18 protein-coding genes are annotated in these 17,590 nt (G+C 64.0%); all 18 read right to left on the reverse strand.

The window, feature by feature from the left end; genetic code table 11:
• Positions 1–161: 161 nt before the first annotated feature.
• The 18 genes from L6637_RS17070 to L6637_RS17155 all read right to left on the reverse strand — a co-directional run bounded on the left by L6637_RS17070 (position 162) and on the right by L6637_RS17155 (position 17,570).
• Positions 162–572, reverse strand: coding sequence for a DUF3052 domain-containing protein (locus tag L6637_RS17070; RefSeq protein WP_237871497.1), 411 nt, complete (start codon positions 570–572; stop codon positions 162–164).
• Positions 573–582: 10 nt separating this feature from the next.
• On the reverse strand, positions 583–2,505 hold the full coding sequence (gene ftsH, locus L6637_RS17075) for an ATP-dependent zinc metalloprotease FtsH (RefSeq protein ID WP_237862955.1): 1,923 nt from the start codon (positions 2,503–2,505) through the stop codon (positions 583–585).
• 255 nt (positions 2,506–2,760) lie between these two features.
• Positions 2,761–3,858 (reverse strand): tRNA lysidine(34) synthetase TilS, encoded by a 1,098-nt coding sequence (gene tilS / locus L6637_RS17080; RefSeq protein ID WP_237871500.1) that lies wholly within the window; start codon positions 3,856–3,858, stop codon positions 2,761–2,763.
• Between the two features lie 81 nt (positions 3,859–3,939).
• On the reverse strand, positions 3,940–4,974 hold the full coding sequence (ybgF, locus tag L6637_RS17085) for a tol-pal system protein YbgF (protein WP_237862957.1): 1,035 nt from the start codon (positions 4,972–4,974) through the stop codon (positions 3,940–3,942).
• A 184-nt stretch (positions 4,975–5,158) separates the two neighbouring features.
• The gene (pal, locus tag L6637_RS17090; protein ID WP_237862958.1) at positions 5,159–5,647 is read right to left on the reverse strand and encodes a peptidoglycan-associated lipoprotein Pal; all 489 of its coding nucleotides are present in this window, start codon (positions 5,645–5,647) and stop codon (positions 5,159–5,161) included.
• A gap of 265 nt (positions 5,648–5,912) precedes the next feature.
• Positions 5,913–6,653, reverse strand: a complete 741-nt coding sequence (locus L6637_RS17095; RefSeq protein WP_377802947.1) for an N-acyl amino acid synthase FeeM domain-containing protein — start codon at positions 6,651–6,653, stop codon at positions 5,913–5,915.
• Between the two features lie 170 nt (positions 6,654–6,823).
• Complete coding sequence (locus L6637_RS17100) at positions 6,824–9,151, reverse strand: putative bifunctional diguanylate cyclase/phosphodiesterase (RefSeq protein ID WP_237862959.1); 2,328 nt, start codon at positions 9,149–9,151, stop codon at positions 6,824–6,826.
• A 245-nt stretch (positions 9,152–9,396) separates the two neighbouring features.
• Positions 9,397–10,749 carry a Tol-Pal system beta propeller repeat protein TolB gene (tolB, locus tag L6637_RS17105; RefSeq protein WP_237863346.1) on the reverse strand — a complete coding sequence of 451 codons (1,353 nt, stop codon included), beginning with the start codon at positions 10,747–10,749 and terminating at the stop codon, positions 9,397–9,399.
• A gap of 41 nt (positions 10,750–10,790) precedes the next feature.
• Entirely contained in the window at positions 10,791–11,756 is a 966-nt protein-coding gene (locus L6637_RS17110; protein WP_237862960.1) for a protein TolA, read from the reverse strand.
• A 4-nt stretch (positions 11,757–11,760) separates the two neighbouring features.
• Positions 11,761–12,213 (reverse strand): protein TolR, encoded by a 453-nt coding sequence (tolR, locus tag L6637_RS17115; RefSeq protein ID WP_237862961.1) that lies wholly within the window; start codon positions 12,211–12,213, stop codon positions 11,761–11,763.
• A 43-nt stretch (positions 12,214–12,256) separates the two neighbouring features.
• Entirely contained in the window at positions 12,257–12,973 is a 717-nt protein-coding gene (gene tolQ / locus L6637_RS17120; RefSeq protein ID WP_027532430.1) for a protein TolQ, read from the reverse strand.
• 506 nt (positions 12,974–13,479) lie between these two features.
• Positions 13,480–13,998, reverse strand: a complete 519-nt coding sequence (locus L6637_RS17125) for a flavodoxin family protein (protein WP_237871502.1) — start codon at positions 13,996–13,998, stop codon at positions 13,480–13,482.
• Positions 13,999–14,158: 160 nt separating this feature from the next.
• Positions 14,159–14,926, reverse strand: coding sequence for a serine acetyltransferase domain-containing protein (locus tag L6637_RS17130; RefSeq protein WP_237871504.1), 768 nt, complete (start codon positions 14,924–14,926; stop codon positions 14,159–14,161).
• A gap of 193 nt (positions 14,927–15,119) precedes the next feature.
• Positions 15,120–15,377 carry a hypothetical protein gene (locus L6637_RS17135; RefSeq protein ID WP_237862964.1) on the reverse strand — a complete coding sequence of 86 codons (258 nt, stop codon included), beginning with the start codon at positions 15,375–15,377 and terminating at the stop codon, positions 15,120–15,122.
• Between the two features lie 63 nt (positions 15,378–15,440).
• Positions 15,441–15,611 carry a hypothetical protein gene (locus L6637_RS17140; RefSeq protein ID WP_237871506.1) on the reverse strand — a complete coding sequence of 57 codons (171 nt, stop codon included), beginning with the start codon at positions 15,609–15,611 and terminating at the stop codon, positions 15,441–15,443.
• Between the two features lie 144 nt (positions 15,612–15,755).
• Positions 15,756–16,250, reverse strand: a complete 495-nt coding sequence (locus tag L6637_RS17145) for a DUF2852 domain-containing protein (RefSeq protein WP_237862966.1) — start codon at positions 16,248–16,250, stop codon at positions 15,756–15,758.
• Positions 16,251–16,370: 120 nt separating this feature from the next.
• Positions 16,371–17,111 carry a TetR/AcrR family transcriptional regulator gene (locus tag L6637_RS17150; RefSeq protein ID WP_237871508.1) on the reverse strand — a complete coding sequence of 247 codons (741 nt, stop codon included), beginning with the start codon at positions 17,109–17,111 and terminating at the stop codon, positions 16,371–16,373.
• Positions 17,112–17,207: 96 nt separating this feature from the next.
• Positions 17,208–17,570 (reverse strand): hypothetical protein, encoded by a 363-nt coding sequence (locus L6637_RS17155; RefSeq protein ID WP_237862968.1) that lies wholly within the window; start codon positions 17,568–17,570, stop codon positions 17,208–17,210.
• Positions 17,571–17,590 lie beyond the last annotated feature (20 nt).

Genomic DNA, 17,590 nt, shown 5'->3' on the forward strand with positions numbered 1-17,590 from the left:
GCGGCCACCCGGGCTGGGCCATTCCTCACGGAACGAGGCCATTCTAGCCCGGTGCGCTAAGACAAGGGTGGGCAAAGCGGAGCGTGCCCACCACCTGTCGCGATTGGCGAGAGATCGTGGGCACGGCGCTCCGCGCCTTTGCCCACCCTACGAAAGCGGTGCTACTTCGCTCGGTCCTTCACGGGGATCACGAGCTTGAGGCCGGACCAGACGTCGTTGACCGCGCAGATCTTGATATCGACGAGGCCGGTGGCAAGCGCGGTCTCGCGCACCAGGGCTTCGGTGACGTCTGTCGTGACGCCCGACGCCTTCTTCGGCCAGGATGCCCAGATCATTCCGTTGGGCGCGATCGCCTTGCGGTAGAGGCGCAGCTTGGCGGCGAGGCCTTTGGCCTCGGCGGCGAAGAGATGCACCATGTCGAGCGGGGCCTTGACGGCTTTTGCGATGCTCACTCCGGCAGGGAGCTCGCCGACGACGTCGCGATAAGGCGTCGCAAGGCCGTCCACCAAAATACAAAAGCCCGGCTTGATGCCGAGCTTTTGCACAACGGGTTTACCGGAATATCCGGCCATCGCCGAAGCGTTACGCCTGCGGCTGGGGCTCCAGGCCGGGATCCGGATCGGGACGCGGCCGCGACTTGCCGGCCGGGGGCACGGCGGAGGCGCGCGGCGTGGCCGGCTCCAGCACGGACTCGCGGTTCGGCTTCTTGCCCTTGAGCAGGTCGACGATCTCATCGCCGCTGAGCGTTTCGAACTCGAGCAGGCCCTTGGCCAGCGCTTCGAGGTCGGCGTGCTTCTCGGTGAGGATGCGGGTCGCTTCCTTGTAGCCTTCCTCGACCAGGCGGCGGATCTCGGAGTCGATCTTCTGCACGGTCGCTTCAGAGGCGTTCTGCGTGCGGGAAACCGACATGCCCAGGAAGACCTCGTCCTGGTTCTCGCCGTAGGAGACGGTGCCGAGCTCTTCCGACAGGCCCCAGCGCGTCACCATCATCCGGGCAAGGCGCGTGGCCTGCTCGATGTCGGAGGCGGCGCCCGAGGTGACCTTCTCGCGGCCGAAGATCAGCTCTTCGGCGACGCGGCCGCCCATCATGATGGCGAGGCGCGAGGTCATCTGCTCCAGCGACATCGACAGCTTGTCGCGCTCGGGGAGCTGCATGACCATGCCCAGCGCACGGCCGCGCGGGATGATGGTCGCCTTGTGGATGGGATCGGTCGCGGGCACGTTGAGGCCGACGATGGCGTGGCCGCCTTCGTGATAGGCCGTCAGCAGCTTCTCTTCCTCGGTCATGACGAGCGACTTGCGCTCGGCGCCCATCATCACCTTGTCCTTGGCTTCCTCGAACTCGGCCTGGGTCACCATGCGCTTGTTGCGGCGCGCAGCGGTGAGGGCTGCTTCGTTGACGAGATTCATGAGGTCGGCGCCGGAGAAGCCCGGAGTGCCGCGCGCGATGGTCTTGAGGTTGATATCGGGCGCCAGCGGAACTTTACGGACATGCACCTTGAGGATCTGCTCGCGGCCGACGACGTCGGGGTTCGGCACCACGACCTGGCGGTCGAAGCGGCCCGGACGCAGCAGCGCGGGATCGAGCACGTCGGGACGGTTGGTCGCGGCGATCAGGATCACGCCCTCGTTCGCCTCGAAGCCGTCCATCTCGACCAGCAACTGGTTCAGCGTCTGCTCGCGCTCGTCGTTGCCGCCGCCGAGGCCGGCGCCACGGTGACGACCGACCGCGTCGATTTCGTCGATGAAGATGATGCAGGGCGCGTTCTTCTTGGCCTGCTCGAACATGTCGCGCACGCGAGAGGCGCCGACGCCGACGAACATCTCGACGAAGTCAGAACCCGAAATGGTGAAGAACGGCACATTGGCTTCGCCCGCGACCGCACGCGCGATCAGGGTCTTGCCGGTGCCGGGAGGGCCGACCAGCAGCACGCCGCGCGGAATGCGGCCGCCGAGGCGCTGGAATTTGCCGGGGTCGCGGAGGAATTCGACGATCTCCTGCAGGTCCTGCTTGGCCTCGTCGACGCCAGCGACGTCTTCGAAGGTGACGCGGCCATGCGCCTCGGTCAGCATCTTCGCACGCGACTTGCCGAAGCCCATCGCCTTGCCGGCGCCGCCCTGCATCTGCCGCGACAGGAAGATCCACACGCCGATCAGCGCGATGAAGGGCAGCCAGGAGACCAGCAGAGAGACGAACCACGGCACGTTGTCGCCGGGCGGCTTCGCGGTGATCTGCACCTTGCTGTCATAGAGGCGCTTCACCAGCGTCGGATCGCTCGGCGCATAGGTCTGGAAGCTCGAGCCGTTGGTGAAGGTGCCGTGAATATCGGGGCCCTGGATCACGACGTCGCGGACATGGCCCTGGTCGACCTCGCTCAAGAGCTGCGAGAACGCGATGTCCTGCGAGGACGTGCGTTGACCCGGATTCTGGAAGAGCGTGAACAACGCCAACAGCAGCAAAACAATGATGACCCAGAGGGCGAAATTGCGCAGATTGGCGTTCATCGATCTTCCTTCGTGGTCGCGCGGATCGCGGCCTCATCCTTGGGGCAGTACGAGGAAATCCCCAAGGAATCCTCATCGTTAGACGTATACAATTTAGGTGCCGCCCCGCTCGCTGCCAAGGGAACGAGATGGGACTATTTAGCCCATCTTAGAGCGATTCCCGCTGAAATAATGGCACCAGAGCCGGGGTTTTTCCTGCCTGGTTAAGGTGTCCTGACAGCAGATCAGGCAAATGGCCGGTGTCATGATCCGCCCTCATCTGCCCTTTACGTCCCTTTGAGATCTCCTTGGGGACCGCCGGGCCGGCGCAGGCGCGATGTGGATACGCCCCCCGGCAAGGCTGATCAAGGCTCCCGCAAGGGTCTGCTTGAGAACGGTCTGCTTCAGGATGGCACGGCCATTGCCGGGTGCACGGGACCCCGCCCCCATCGCCTGATCAAGTGCGGCCAGCAGGGTTTCGGCCTTGCCGAGTTCCGCCGGTCCTTCGTGCCCGATCGCGTCGATGGCCCGCAGCAGGAGCCGCAGCCGGACTTCCTCCGGCAGGGCGGCGAAGGCCGAAGCCTCAAAACTGCGAATGCCCGGCTGCGGCCGTTGGCCGCGATCCCGCAAGCTGAGGAAGCGCTCGGCACCGTCGGTCAGCACGTCGACTGCCGCGTTGGCGCGGGCGAGCCGCGCCGAGAGCCGCGCCAAGGTTCTGATATCGCCGCCCTCGGCGGCAAGCTGCGGCAGCAGCGCGCGCAGCCGCGGGCGCGTGAACGCCGTGTCGCCGTTGGTGGGATCTTCAGCGAAGCCGATCCGGGCCCGCCTCAAGGTTGCGATCAGTTGCGATTTCGGAACATCGAGCAACGGGCGCGCCAGCACGAGGCCGTCGCGCCTGGTGAGGCGCGCCATCGCCGACAGTCCGGCGATGCCACTGCCGCGGAAGAGCCGCATCAGCAGCGTCTCGGCCTGGTCATCGCGGGTGTGCGCGGTCAGCACGTGGCTTGCGCCGGCAGCGCGCGCGGCTTGCGCCAGCAGGCGATAGCGGGCCTCGCGCGCGGCGGCGGGCAATCCTGCCTTCGGCTTTGTGCCGCGCCAGCGCAGGGTCCGGTGTGCAAGGCCAAGTTCAGTGGCGAGCCGCTTGACCTCGCGCGCTTCGCGCGCCGCCTCCTTGCGCAGACCGTGATCGACGGTGACGACGGTGATATCAGGGCCGCGGGCGAGGCTGCGCCGCCAGCGCGCCGCCAGCCACATCAGCGCGACCGAATCAGGCCCGCCGGAGACCGCGAGCACGAGCGCCGACGCGCTTCGGAGCTCGGCGAAGAGCTGCTTCGCCGCGCGCGCGGAGATCGGAGAATTGTCGTCGTCTGACATGACGCGGCCCGGCAATCGCGGCGGATGGCCGTCAAATCTAGCGCAGCATCGGCCGCGTTGTCAGTCCGCAAACGCCGCAGATCAGCACTTCACCCGCTTCTGCTCGCGGTCGACCGCGGCCTTCACGCCGGCGGAGGCACGCGGATATTTGCGGCCGACCTCGCCGAAGGCGGCGCAGGCAGCTTCCTTTTCCTTCAGCGCGGCGAGCGACTGGCCGAGCCGCAACAGCGCATCCGGCGCCTTGGCCGATTTGTCGTACTTCGTGGTGACGGCAAGGAAGGCCTCGGCGGAATCGCGATATTGCTGGCGCTGGAAATAGCTTTCACCGAGCCAGTATTGCGCGTCGCCAAGCAGCGGGTCACCAGGATATTTCGCGGCAAAATTCTTCATGGTCTGCTCGGCGAGCGCGTAGTCCTTGCGCTGCATGTAGCCGATGCCGAGGTCGAACTCGTCGCGGGGCGTGGCCGAGGGCGGCAGGGTCGCGAGCGCAGGACCGCCACCTTGCGCGGGATAGCCCTGCTGCTGGGCCGGCGGATAGCCGGGCTGTGCGGGAGCTGCTCCTTGCGGATATTGTCCGTTGTTGGAGAGATCGAGCGGAGCACCCGCCGGCATCGGCTGCTGGCCGCCGCCGAGCGCGCGCGGCGCACCGGGCGCATTCGGGGTCTGGCTCGGGTCGAACGCGTCGCCGCGGCGGCGCGTGCCGGGAGCACCCGGGCCCGGCTGCTCCTGAACGATCGGCGCGGGCGCCGCGCCCGGAGGCTGCTGGTAATTCGGTTGCTGATAGTTCGGCTGCTGCACCGCCTGTTGCTGCGGCGGCTGCTGGCGATAGCCGGGGGTGACCTGAGCCGGCGGGACGCCCGCGACATTGGGCTGGGCCGGCGGCTGGCCGGGCGCAGCACCTTGCGCGCCGCCCTCGAGCTGACGGATGCGATCCTCGAGCTGGCGGTTGCGATATTGCAGCTCTTCGTTCTGGCCGGTGAGCTGGCGCAGCTGGTTCTCCAGCCGCTCGATCCGCATCTCAGGATCATCGTCGGTCTGCGCGAATGCGGGCGCGGACAAAGAGAGCAGCGCGGCCAATGCCACGATGCCGGTAATTCCCTTGGATCTGGATGACATCTTGCCCTGACGACGAAAACAAAATCTGCGACGGAACACGCGAGGCGCGACACATTGAAAGGCACTACGCCAAAAATGTGACTGGCACCACGCCCTTTCGGTCACAGTTGGCTGAAACGAAACCGGCGCCCGTGAGGGCGCCGGCATATTCGGTTTCCAAAGATGAACAGCGGCTGACTGGACGTCAGGAGCTCGCGTTCAGCACGGTCACAGCACGACGGTTCTGCGACCAGCAGGAGATGTCGTTACACACGGCGACCGGGCGCTCCTTGCCGTAGGAGATCGTGCGCATGCGGTTCGGATCGATGCCGCGCGAGGTGAGGAACGAACGCACCGACTGGGCTCTGCGGGCGCCGAGCGCGATGTTGTATTCGCGGGTGCCGCGCTCGTCGGCGTGACCTTCGATGGTGAAGGAGTAGCGCGGATAGGTCTGCAGCCACTGCGCCTGCTTCTCCAGGGTCACGATCGCCTGCGGGGTCAGATCGGTCTGGTCGCTCTCGAAGAACACGCGGTCGCCCACGTTCACCACGAAATCCTGCTGGCTGCCCGGGGTCGCCGCACTCGCATTGGCGTCCAGACCTGCATTGGTCTTGGCACACGCCCCCATCGACAGCGCGATGGCAACCACCGCGGCCAGCTTCAATCCCTGGAGGATACGCATAGGATTAGTCATTCCGGAGCCTCCACGCTCACGTTCGTCCACTGCTGTCCGGTCTACAGGGGGTTGGTTAAGCGAACGTTCCGTCAACCTTATCGGAACCTTGCCTCAGCCGGTCAAATGCCCCCAACCAGCGAAAAGCACCCATTGTGGTTAATGGGTTGTAAATGTGGCGCAAGGGTGAAGGCAAGCCGCATGAGCCGGCAAAATCATCGAATTCCGGGCCATTACGGGCTTTGGCGGACTGCGCAAGGCGGCCAACGGCCCGGAACAGTGCCGGTCAAACCAGGCTGGCGGGACTGAGCGGCGCTTGAACGAGCACAGGCCGGGACAGAGCCTGGGGCTGGCTGTTACGCTCGAACAGCATCCGCCGTTCGAACGCGCTTGAGCGCATGATGGGAAAGCGCGTCAGCACCTTCTCCCGAAGATTCTTGAAATCGGACGCCATCAACGACGTCTTCATCGTGTGCCAGCCGGGAAATGCGCGAGGTTCGGCGACCGGCTCATGCAAGAACACGCGCCGGTAAAACGGCTGGTGATCGGGCCGCACCATCGCAAGACCGGTATCGGCATTGAAATATTCGCAAGCCAGATAGGCCAGCCGCAGGGTGAGATAGGGCAGTTCCGGAAGCCGCCTGGCCTTCTCGGGATCGGCGGCAAGCCGCGCCGGATCGACGAAAACCTCGCCCCGATCGAGGCGCGCGTGGAGATGATCGCCGTACAATTCGGTCGAATAGGACATCCTGCATTCGCTCGTCAGGACGTGGATGCGGACCGAGCTGCACAGCTGCCCATCGACGTAAACGCCGAAGATCCAGACATTGGGCGCGTCATCATAGACGTCGCGGACCTGCTCCGACTCGGACGGCAAGATCAATCCGCCGTTCAAATACGCCTTGTAGCGCAGATGGTAGATCTCAGCTCTGTCTTCGGGAGTCTCGATCAGCCTGTAGTCGGTGCGATCGAACAACGCTGCTCCGCGCATTTGCGACGGCCTGCGCAGCTCGGGTTGAGACGACATCCGCTACTCCAAAACTTCCAATCAACTTCCGCGAGTACGCAAAAGATTAAAGGTTCCTTAACACAATTGCAAAGGGTTAGAACTGTTAGGGTTAAGGGTTGTGGCTCGCAACTGCTTCGCGAAATACTTGGAAATATTGGGAAAATAGCGATGAGCGGATGCGCGGGAACTTACCCGAGCGAGCGTGAGGAGACGACGATCAGCTGCTCCTGCACGCGCTTGCCATGCGAGGCACTGAGCAATTGCCTGATACGGACGGCCGGAACCGGTCGGCTGAACAGGTAGCCCTGCCCTTCGGACACGGTGCCGTCGGCGCTGATCAGCTCGAGCTGCTCGTTGGTCTCGATGCCCTCGACCACCACGGCCATGCCGAGGTCGGCCGACAGCCGCGCCACGCCGCGCAACAGCGTCAGCGGCCGGTCGGTGTCGATCCCTTCCAGGAAGGACCGGTCGATCTTGACCTTCTGCATCGGGAAGTTGTGCAGATAGCTGAGGCTCGAATAGCCGGTGCCGAAATCGTCCAGCGAGATGCGCACGCCGAGCGCATGCAGCTGCGAGAGAATGTCGTGCGTGAGCTGCGTATTGCGCAGCAGTGACGATTCGGTGATCTCGATCTCGAGCCGATGCGCCGGCAGGCCCGACACTTCGAGCGCGTAGCGAATCTCGCTCAGCACGTCGCGCTGGTGGAATTGCTGCGGCGAGAAGTTGACGGCGACGCTGACACCCTCCGGCCACTTCATGCATTCCATGCAGGCACGGCGCAGGATCCAGCGGCCGAGATCGACGATCAGGCCCATGTCCTCGGCAACCGGGATGATGTCGACCGGCGAGACCGTGCCGCGCACCGGATGATTCCAGCGCAGCAGCGCCTCGCAGGTGGAGATCTTGCCGGACTTCAGATTGACCAGCGGCTGGTAGAACAGCTCGAATTCCTCGTTGGCGAGCGCCTTGCGCAGGTCGAGCTCGAGGATGCGTCGCGCTTCCGCGGTTGCCGCCATCTCGTCGCGGAAGAAACAGAACGTGCCGCGGCCGTCGGCCTTGGCACGGTAAAGCGCCATGTCGGCGTTCTTGAGCAGCGTATCGGCGCTGGCGCCCTCCGGCGAGGTCAGCGCGATGCCGATGCTGGCGCCGATCTCGACCAGATGATTGTCGATGCGGTAGCGCTCGCTCAGGCGCTCGACGATACGGCGAGCAAGGCTCGCGGCATCCTCTGGCACGCTGATATTCTGCTGGAAGACGACAAACTCGTCCCCGCCGAAGCGGGCGACGAAATCCTCCGGCCGCAGCATCTCGCGCAGGCGGTTGGCAACCGCGCAGAGGAGCTGGTCGCCACAGGGGTGGCCGAGCGTGTCGTTGACCTGCTTGAACTGGTCGAGATCGATGAACAGAAGCGCGGACAGCCGCGCGCTATGGTGCGAGGCCGCCAGCAGCGATTCGATCTCGTTGCGGAAATGCACGCGATTGGGAAGCGCGGTCAATTCGTCGTAACGAGCCAGATGGGTGATCTTGGCCTCGGCATTGCGCCGCTCGGTGACGTCCTCGAGCAAGACCACCGCGCCGCCGTCGGCCATCGGCTGGACCGTCCAGGACAATGACCGGTTTCTCTCAGCATCGGGATCGACAGTCACGATCTGGTTCGCATGCGCGTTCTCGATCTCGGCGACGATCATCTCGCCGCTTGCGGCCGAGATGGAGCCCGAGCTGACGCACGCGGACAGGATGTCACGCGCGGTCGAGCCGCTCCGGACGAGACCATCGGGGAGATCCAGCATGTCGCTGAACCGGTGATTCATCACTGCGAGCTGCCGGTCGACGCGGAACATGCACAGGCCGTGCGGCATGTTGTTCAGGGCAGTATCGAACTGGCCGGCGAGCGCCGATTCTCGTTCGCGGGCCACGACGGCCCGCATGAAGATTTTGTGCAGATTGCCCGAAAGCTGCATGATCGCCAGCAGGAACGCCGCGCTCACGAACGCCATCGCGATGTAATAGGGCGTGCCGCGGACCGCGAGGGCGATCACCGCGGGACCGAATTGCAGCAGCGCCTGCTGGTGAAATATCGATGGCCGTCCGTACGCCCTGCCCGCGCCTCCCGCCACGATCCCGGTGGTGACGGACAGCGCAATGAGATGGACGACGGCATCGTCGTTGCTCAACAAGGCGGTCGAGCACCAGGTGCCGATCGCAGCCGCCTGAATCAGCGCTCCGATGCGATAGCGCTGCTGCCACTTGCCGGCTTCTTCAGCCGTGAGATCCGACTTGCGGGGATCGAAGCGTCGAAGATCGAACACACGGATCGCGCCCGCAACGACAAGAAACAGGACGCATCCCCAGAGCAGGGTTTGTCCCGTCTTCAGCGCGGTCATGCCCGCCGCAAAGGCGACGAAGACGATGCCCGCAAGCAGCGGGCCAGACGCCTCGAACAGCGAATCGATCAGCGCCGCCGAAAGCTTCGTGGGCTTTTGATCAATCCCGCCGGTCTGGTCTGCGAACTGCATTTTGGTTTGTACGCGCGTCCTGTTTGGCGCGTACTTTTACCCACAGCAGATGAAGCCTTTCTGAGGGAACATCGTTAAAGTCGAGTTGTTTTTCGGCAATAGCGAAACTGTTTCTGCTGAAAAATCAAGCAACTAGGCAAGCCTTGCCGGGCACAAGATGAAGGAAAGCTTGCCGCGCATGCAGAAAGCCGAAAAGTTCGCGGATTTTTCGAAATAGATCGCGCGCTTCCCAGCGCGCGATCGAGCTACTGGCCCGCGGTCGCTGAGAGCAACGGCGACCACGCCGGATCGGAGGCGAAGCCGGGCGTCGGCACCTTTTGTTCAAAGCGACCGGAGATATCGACGCTGAACAGCGACGGTCCGGAATTGCCGCCGGGATCGCGGAAGAACATCACGACGCGTCCGTTCGGCGAAAAGGTCGGGCCTTCGTTGTGGAAGCCGGACGTGAGCAGCCGCTCGCCACTGCCATCAGGCTTCATGACGCCGATCGAGAACTGCCCGCCACCTTGCCGGGTGAAGGCGATGTAGTCGCCGCGCGGCGACCACACCGGCGTCGAATAGGTGGCATTGTTGTCGTCCTTCGAGAAGGAGATGCGCTGCGCCTGTCCGCCGCCCGCCGCCATCACATAGATCTGCGAACGGCCGCCGCGATCGGATTCGAAGCAGATGCGGGTGCCGTCGGGCGAATAGGACGGAGACGTGTCAATCGCCGGCGTATCGGTGAGGCGCGTGGTCGAGCGCGAGCGCAGATCCATCACAAACAGGTTGGAATTTCCGCCCTGCTGCAGGCTCATGATGACGCGCTGGCCGTCCGGCGAGAAGCGCGGCGCAAAGGTCATGCCTGGGAAGTTGCCGACGATCTCGCGTTGGCCGGTCTCAATGTTGAACAGATAGACCTTCGGGTCGCCCTGCCCGAACTCCATGTATGTGATCTCTTGCGAGTTCGGCGAGAAGCGCGGCGTCAGCACGAGGTCGGAGCCGCGGGTGAGGTAGCGCACATTGGCACCGTCCTGGTCCATCATGGCGAGCCGCTTGACGCGGCGCTCCTTCGGCCCGGTCTCGTCGACGAACACGACGCGGCTATCGAAATAGCCCTTCTCGCCGGTCATCTGCTCGTAGATCTGGTCGGAGATGATGTGGGCGATGCGGCGCCAATATTCCGGCGAGGTGAAATATTGCTGGCCCGCGAGCTGCTGGCCGGTCACCACGTCCCACAAGCGGAATTCGGCCTTGAGGCGGCCGTCCTGCTGCCGCGTCATGCGGCCGGTGACGAGGGCCTGGGCGTTGAGCGTCTTCCAGTTCTGGAATTGCGGCGCGACGTCGATGTTGCTGATGCGCTCGATGAAGGCGGCCTGGTCGATCGGGGCAAACAGGCCCGAGCGCTTCAGATTGTTGGTGATGACCTGGGTGACGCCATTGCTGACCTCGCCGTCAGCGGGCGAGCCGGGCACGAAATTCGTGATCGCGATCGGGATCGGCCGAAACTCGGTGGGATCGATGCGGAGACGGCCTTGCTGCGGTTGCTGGGCGAAGGCCTGTCCACCCCCGAGCAACGCAAGCGTAGACCCGGTCAGAGTCATGAAGCGGCGGCGGTTCATCGATCGAACGTCATTCATTGCAAAATTCTTTTGTCCGGATGTCACAACATGTCTTTCAGGCCGAAAGTCATCGGAATGAGCTTCCAGCTGTCGTATTGCTGCTTCGGCAGGAACGAATAGACCTGGCACTGCACGATGGCGCGCTTGGCGCTCTCTGCCACGGCCTGCGCGATGGACCGCGACGGTCCGCGCACCGCGACGATGACGGGCTCGGAGGCGAGCGATCCGTCGATCTTCATGGGAATGTCGATGTCGGCTTCATACAAATTGGCGTCCTGCCCGTTATAGGTGGGCGTGAAGCAGCGTTTGACCGCGCCCTGGAATGCACCTTGCCAGGTCGCGATGTTGTTGGCGGCTGTCCCTGACGTCGAGCCCAGCGACGCCGACGCATTCAGCGCTGAGCCCGTGAGCTCATGCCGGGTCGCGGCACGCTTGTCGAGGTCGCGGGCGATCTGCGCGGGATCGAAGGTGCGCTCCTTCGGTTTCGGCTGCTGCTGCGGCTGCACCGCGGCAACCTTCTGCTCCACGGGCTTGGGCGGCGGCTTCTTGGTGTCCAGCTTCTTCTGGAGCTCGGCGATCGGATCTTCCTTGGCCGGGTCAGGCTTCTTCTCCTGCGGCTTCGGCTCTTCCTTCGGCTTGGTCTCCGCAACGGGCTTCGGCGGATCGGGCTTCTTCTCGACCGGCTTTTCGACAGGCTTCGGCGGCGGCGGCGTATCCGGGGTCGAGTTGGTCTTGATCAGCTCTTTCTTCTCGGTGACCTTGCCGACGGAATCTTCCTCGGGCTTGGCCTCGGCGACCTTCTCGACCTTGGGCTTCGGCTCTTTCTTGTCGCCGGTCTTCTGCCCCGACATCATCTGCGCGAGCTGATCTGTCGAGATGATGTCGACCGGGAGCGACTCCTCCGGCGCGATGTAGGCCTTGCTGCTAAAGGTGAGCAGGCCCCATCCCAGCACGAGGACGTGGAGGACAATCGACGCAACGAGTGTCTTGTCGACGTTCACCTTCACTGGCCTAAGACCCCTGATCCGCTTCGGTGACGAGCGCCAGCTTCTTGAATCCCGCGCCCGACAGCAGGCCCATCACCTTGGCGACCGTGCCGTAATCCGCCTTCTTGTCGGCGCGGAGATAGATGCGCTCCTCGAGGCCGCCGCGCGCGTCCGTGATCGCCTTCAGCTTGGGGATCAGTTCGTTGATCGCGATCTCCTGGTCGTTGATGAACACCTTGCCCTTGATGTCGACCGACATCTGGATCGGCTTCTGGTCGTTCTGCTCGAGGCTCTTGGCCTGGGTCTGCGGCAGGTCGAGCGGCACGCCGACGGTGAGCAGCGGTGCCGACACCATGAAGATGATGAGCAGCACCAGCATCACGTCGACCATCGGCGTGACGTTGATCTCGGCCATGACCGGCTTGCGCCGGCTGCGGCGCCCGCCGCCTCCGGACGAACTGGCAACGTTCATGCCCATGGCTTGGTGCCCAATCTCGCCTTCACACTATACATGCCGTCCGTCAGCCCCGCTCGTCGATCTGGCGGGACAGGATGGCTGAAAATTCATCAGCGAAGCCCTCGAGCCGCTGGGCCTGCCGGTTCACCTCGGAAGTGAACTTATTGTAGAAAATAGTGGCAGGAATTGCGGCAATAAGGCCGACCGCGGTCGCAAACAGCGCCTCCGCGATACCGGGCGCCACCACCGCCAAAGAGGTATTTTTCGACGCCGCGATCGACTGGAAGCTCGACATGATGCCCCAGACCGTGCCGAATAGGCCGACGAAGGGGCCGGCGGAGCCGACGGTCGCGAGCACCAGCAGGCGGCGTTCCAGCCGCTCGACCTCGCGGGCGATCGAGACGTTCATGACCTTGTCGATGCGCATCTGGAGCCCTGCGACCGAGCGGGCATGGCTCTCGAACGAGCGTTTCCACTCACGCATCGCCGCAACGAAACAGGCCGCCATCGAATGGGTCGGCTTGGCCGAGAGCGTGCGATAGAGCTCCTCGATCGACTCGCCGGACCAGAAGGCCTGCTCAAACCGGTCCATCGAGCGGCGGGTGCGGGCATAGAGGAAGATCTTGTCGATCGCGATGGCCCAGACCCAGACCGAGCAGGACAACAGGCCCAGCATGACGCATTTCACGATCCAGTGAGCCTGCCAGAACAGCGCGATCAGCGACACGTCGGCGGAGGCGGCAACCGGAAGGGCAGACTGAGCCACGTCGGCCGGATTCATTAGAAATATCCTCTCAAGGTGACCGTTTTTGGCGATCGTTACCTATGTCCCGGCCCGCTTATGGCGGCCGGTTCCCCAATGCCCGCGCTAACATCGGCGCGGCCGGCAAGCCCGCTCAAAGCCTTGTCTTTCTGGGGTGCAGGGGCTCGTCCAAAGCCGCCGCCTGCATTCCCTGCCAAGATGTCAAAACTATGGGCCTCGACGACAGCTCCGGGCGCGATTGTCCGTCGTTACCAGAGCCCGGCGATGGTTAATGCGGGGTTACCAGGGGCAAATTTGGCTGCGGAAAAGGGTTACGGTGCAGGGGGATGGGAGGGGCATTGCCCGCCAGCAATCCCGCCGCTGGCCGGTACGATTGCTGCGACCCGGCTGACCCATGTGCAGGGCGTCGTGCTCCAAGGCCCGGCCGACCCGGGACCGGAACTCGATTTCGAGATCTACTACCCAACGAACTCCGAAGCGGTCCCTCGTTGGCGGACCTTCTTCGAGGAATCTGCGGGACCCACTCAGGCCACGCTCGTCGCTGTGCTGCGATCTTCCGCAAGCGTCCGTTGCAATGTCTCAACGAAGGTTACGAGCTGCGGCGCATATTTCTCGGATGCCACATCGCGGGCCGTGATGGAGAGACAGCCGACGGGACGCTTGCCGACGACCTCCTGCATCTGGCCGAAGGCCTGATCGCTGCCAGCCCCGCCGAGCGTACAAAAGAACGCCACGGCAGGAAGTCTTGGCTTGTTTGCCAGCAGGTAAGCCCGGACGGGCGAAGATAGTGACCAGGCCCAGACCGGAGTTCCGATCACGATAAGATCGTAGAGCGATGGATCGCTAGCGCCCGCGGCGATGCGCGATGGAACCTGCCGTCGCGCATCGATCACGGACCGCAGATAGCCAAACATCCCGCTTCGGCTGCTGGTCTCGACGACCTCTTCGCTGTCACAATGCAATGCAGCCGCGAGTGATTTGGCAACCTTGCGTGTCGTTCCGGTCCGAGAATAGTAGACCACGAGAATCCTTGCATCCGCCATTGATGCGCTCCTCCCTCGTGCACAAGGAACTACATCTCGATTGTGTTGATGGCGGTTTGATCCTCGTCAACAAGCAGGCAATTGAATGGGCCATTTGAGCGAAACATCCTGAAGCTTCGTCTCCCGAGATTGAAAGCTGCGGGATGATCCGATCCGCCCGTCACGCCGCCGGGAGAGGCTCGGGACAATTGGTCAATCGCGCGGGATTGCCGACCGCGGTGCAGCCGGCGGGCACGTCCGATGTCACGACCGTATCGGCGCCAATCTTGGCGAAATCACCGATCCTGATATCGCCGAGAATGGTCGCGCCGCCGCCGATGTAGACGCCACGGCCGATCCGCGGCGAGCGTGCCGGCAGCTCACTGTCGCGACCGATGCTGACGTTCTGGAGGATGGTGACCTCGTCGCCGATCACGACATTGGCGCCGATGACGATGCCGGTGGCGTGGTCGAGATAGACGGCCGATCCGATTGCCGCTGCGGGATGGATGCTGACCTGAAGAACGTTCGAGGCCTCGTTTTGAAACAATAGCGCCGCGTCGCCATGGCCGTGACGCCAGAGCCAGTTCGAGACGCGCCAGGCCTGCAAGGCGACGTAGCCTTTGTAATGCAGCAGCGGCGGCAACAAGGAGGTGATGGCCGGATCGCGCAGCGCGATAGATCGCAAGTCGCGCCCGGCCGCTGCGATCAGGTCCGGCTCGTCGCGAAAAGCATTGCGCGAAAGGGCCGTGAAGCGCGTGCGCTCGGCGGCACTGCGGCCAAGGCGATGCCCGATCAGATCGGCGAGGGCAGCTGCAAAATCATCATGGGCGAGAATGGCACGGGCAAGGGCCTGGCCAAACACCGGATCGGCATCCGCCGCGCGCTGCGCCTCGCCGCGAATGGTCCGCCAGAGGCTCTCGCTCGTCATGATCACAGCCTGTGCCATCGTCGCCTCCGCGCCCTGCCCACGACGACGGATATAGGCCGTCCCGATCAAGGTGCCAGGGATGCAGGCGGGATGGCGCTCCGCCGGGGCGCGCGGCCTGGCCGGACCCGTTTGCGCACGTCGATCGCGTAGAACCAGCCGCCCGCAGCGATCGCGGCAGGAAGGATGAAGAGCGCAAAATCACGGAGCAGGATCATGGGTCGAGGCTCGCTTTGGCAAAACTGATGGCGCGGTCGAGCGCGAGCGAGGCCAGAAAATAGAGCAGGCAACTGAGAAAGAATTTCCAGGACTCGCCAACCTGCCAGTGCGGATAGAGCTCGACCGTGGTCGGCCATCGATTGAGAAATGCGATCACCAGCGGAATGGAGCCACCGAACCGGCCGAACAGCGCGCTGCCGCGCTCCAGCAGCGCAATGCGCTGATCGATCTCTTTGCGTTCGGCGTTGGTCATGGTCGGACCCGTCGGCGCGGCAGGCGCTGTCGGCGATTGGTCGCGCCACGGACCGATCGGGTTCTACGGCGTCGGGCGGTTCTCAGGATGGTCGTAGACGACGCCGCAAAACCGATGGCCGCAGACGTGGAAATGGCAGTCGGGGTCGCCTGCGCATCCGCCATAGACGGAGCTGATAAAGGCCAGCACCGCGAACGCGGTCACGCCGAGCAGCAGGCGGGTGGTGAGGTCCATAGGCTTTGGTGTCAGCCGACCGTGCGCTGGTTCGGAGGTCAAGCTTCCCCAAAAACCAAACCGCCCGCCTGCGGGGTGCGCGGGCGGGCGGCTCGGGGCCATCAGGACTTTGGGGGCATGCGCCTGAAGGCTTTGAGTTAGAGATCAACCCTGCGGCTGGTCGGTCGGCGGCGGGGTCGGCCGCGTCTTGTGCTGGGCCATGAACTGGTCGAACTCTTCCTTGTCCTTGGCGTGGCGCAGACGGTCGAGGAAGTTCTTGAACTCGACCTGCTCTTCCTCGAGCCGGCGCAGCGTTTCGCTACGATACTCGTCGAAGGCGCGGTTGCCGGAGGTCGGCGGACCGAAACCAAAGCCGCCGAAGCCGCGGCGCTCCATGCGATCGCGCATGCGGTCCATCTTGTACTGCATCCGCTCCATCTTGTTCTGCCAGCGATCTGAGTTGCTCCAGCACGACATTCTTCTGCTCCCGAGTGTGAAAAAGAGAAGTGCGAGTCCGATCGGCCACCAAATGATGAAGCCGAGAATGGTCACGGCAATCCAACCAGGATGCCAGGGCGTATCGAGCATGTGAGGCCGCTCATACTGCTGGTGTTGGTCCGAGGGGCCGCGCCAGCGATTGACGTCAGCGGTGTAGGCCATTTCCCATCTCCATCACGGCATCGCGCCGTTGTGAATGTAAATAACATTTACATAACTAGACCATCCCGCGATTTTGTCAAGCTGACCGCCTGACAAGCCCGCGTGATTATTTGCGCAACTTTATTTCGGCTTGCCCCAAGGGCCGCCCGGCGGGACCCCGGAACCGGAGGATGCCTCCGGCGGCACCGGCGGTGGCTCGGCGCTCTTCGCCTGTGGCCTGCGGTCGGTCGGGAAGCCGAGGCCGCGCAGATAGATCAGCACCTCGGCCTCCAGCAGTTCGTCCGGCGACATCGGCAGCTTGCGTCGCGCAGCATCACCACGCGAGAACAACGAGGCGACGCCGTGCGCCATCGACCAGATGTGGAGCGCCATCATCATCGCCGGCGGCCGCGGCGTGCCGGGCGAGGCGAGCGCCGCAAGACGCTCCGCGGCGGCGCGAATGACGTTAAAAGCACGCTCGCTTGCAGCCTGTAGCGCTGCATTGGCATCGACCGGCAGGCCGGATTCGAACATCGCGTTGTAGAAGGCCGGCTCCTCGCGGGCGAAGGCGAGATAGGCCCGGCCGACGCGCTCGAACGCGGTGACGGTGTCGGGACGCCCGTCGTCCCAGGCCTCGGTCAGCCGCGCTTCGAACTGCTCGAAGCCGCGCTGCGCAATCGAGGACAGCAACTCATCGCGGTCGCGAAAATGCCGGTAAGGCGCCGCGGCGCTGACGCCGGCCATGCGCGCGGCATCGGCGAAGGTGAAGCCGGCCGCCCCCTTCTCGGCGATCAGCCCGAGGGCGGCCTGCAGAAGTGCTTCCTTCAGATTGCCGTGGTGATAGCCGCGCTCGGCGCGGCGCTGCTCCTTGCGCCAGCTCATGTGAACGATCTTTACATGAGCTGGGCGTGAAGGTCACTAGGCCCTGCCCGTCATTCCGGGGCGATGCGCCAGCCACCCCGGAACAATCAGAGGGCCCTAGCCGCCCGGAATCGGCAGCACCGGCATGATTTCGACGCGCTCGCCGGGGAAGATCGCGAAATGCGGGTGGTTCTCGAACATTTTTGCGGCCGCCTCGTGCGAGGCGGCGCTAACGACCGTGAACGCGCCCATCTCGTTGGCGATGTCGGCAATGCCCTTGCCGTCAACCTTCTTGGTCTTGCCGAGCGGACCGCCCATCGCCTGGATCGCGCCCTGATGCTTCTCGACCCAGCCCTTCCAGGCCGCCATGCCCTCCATCTCCTTCGCCTTGCGCTCGGCGTCGGACATCGCATTCCACGCAGCCATTTTCGGACTGGTCTTGCTGCCGAGGAAGACGGCGAGATAGGTATCGTTGCTCATTGGTTTGCTCCCTGTTGATG

Origin of the sequence: Bradyrhizobium zhengyangense, from assembly GCF_022012435.1 — a bacterium.
Classification (GTDB): Bacteria; Pseudomonadota; Alphaproteobacteria; order Rhizobiales; family Xanthobacteraceae; genus Bradyrhizobium; species Bradyrhizobium zhengyangense.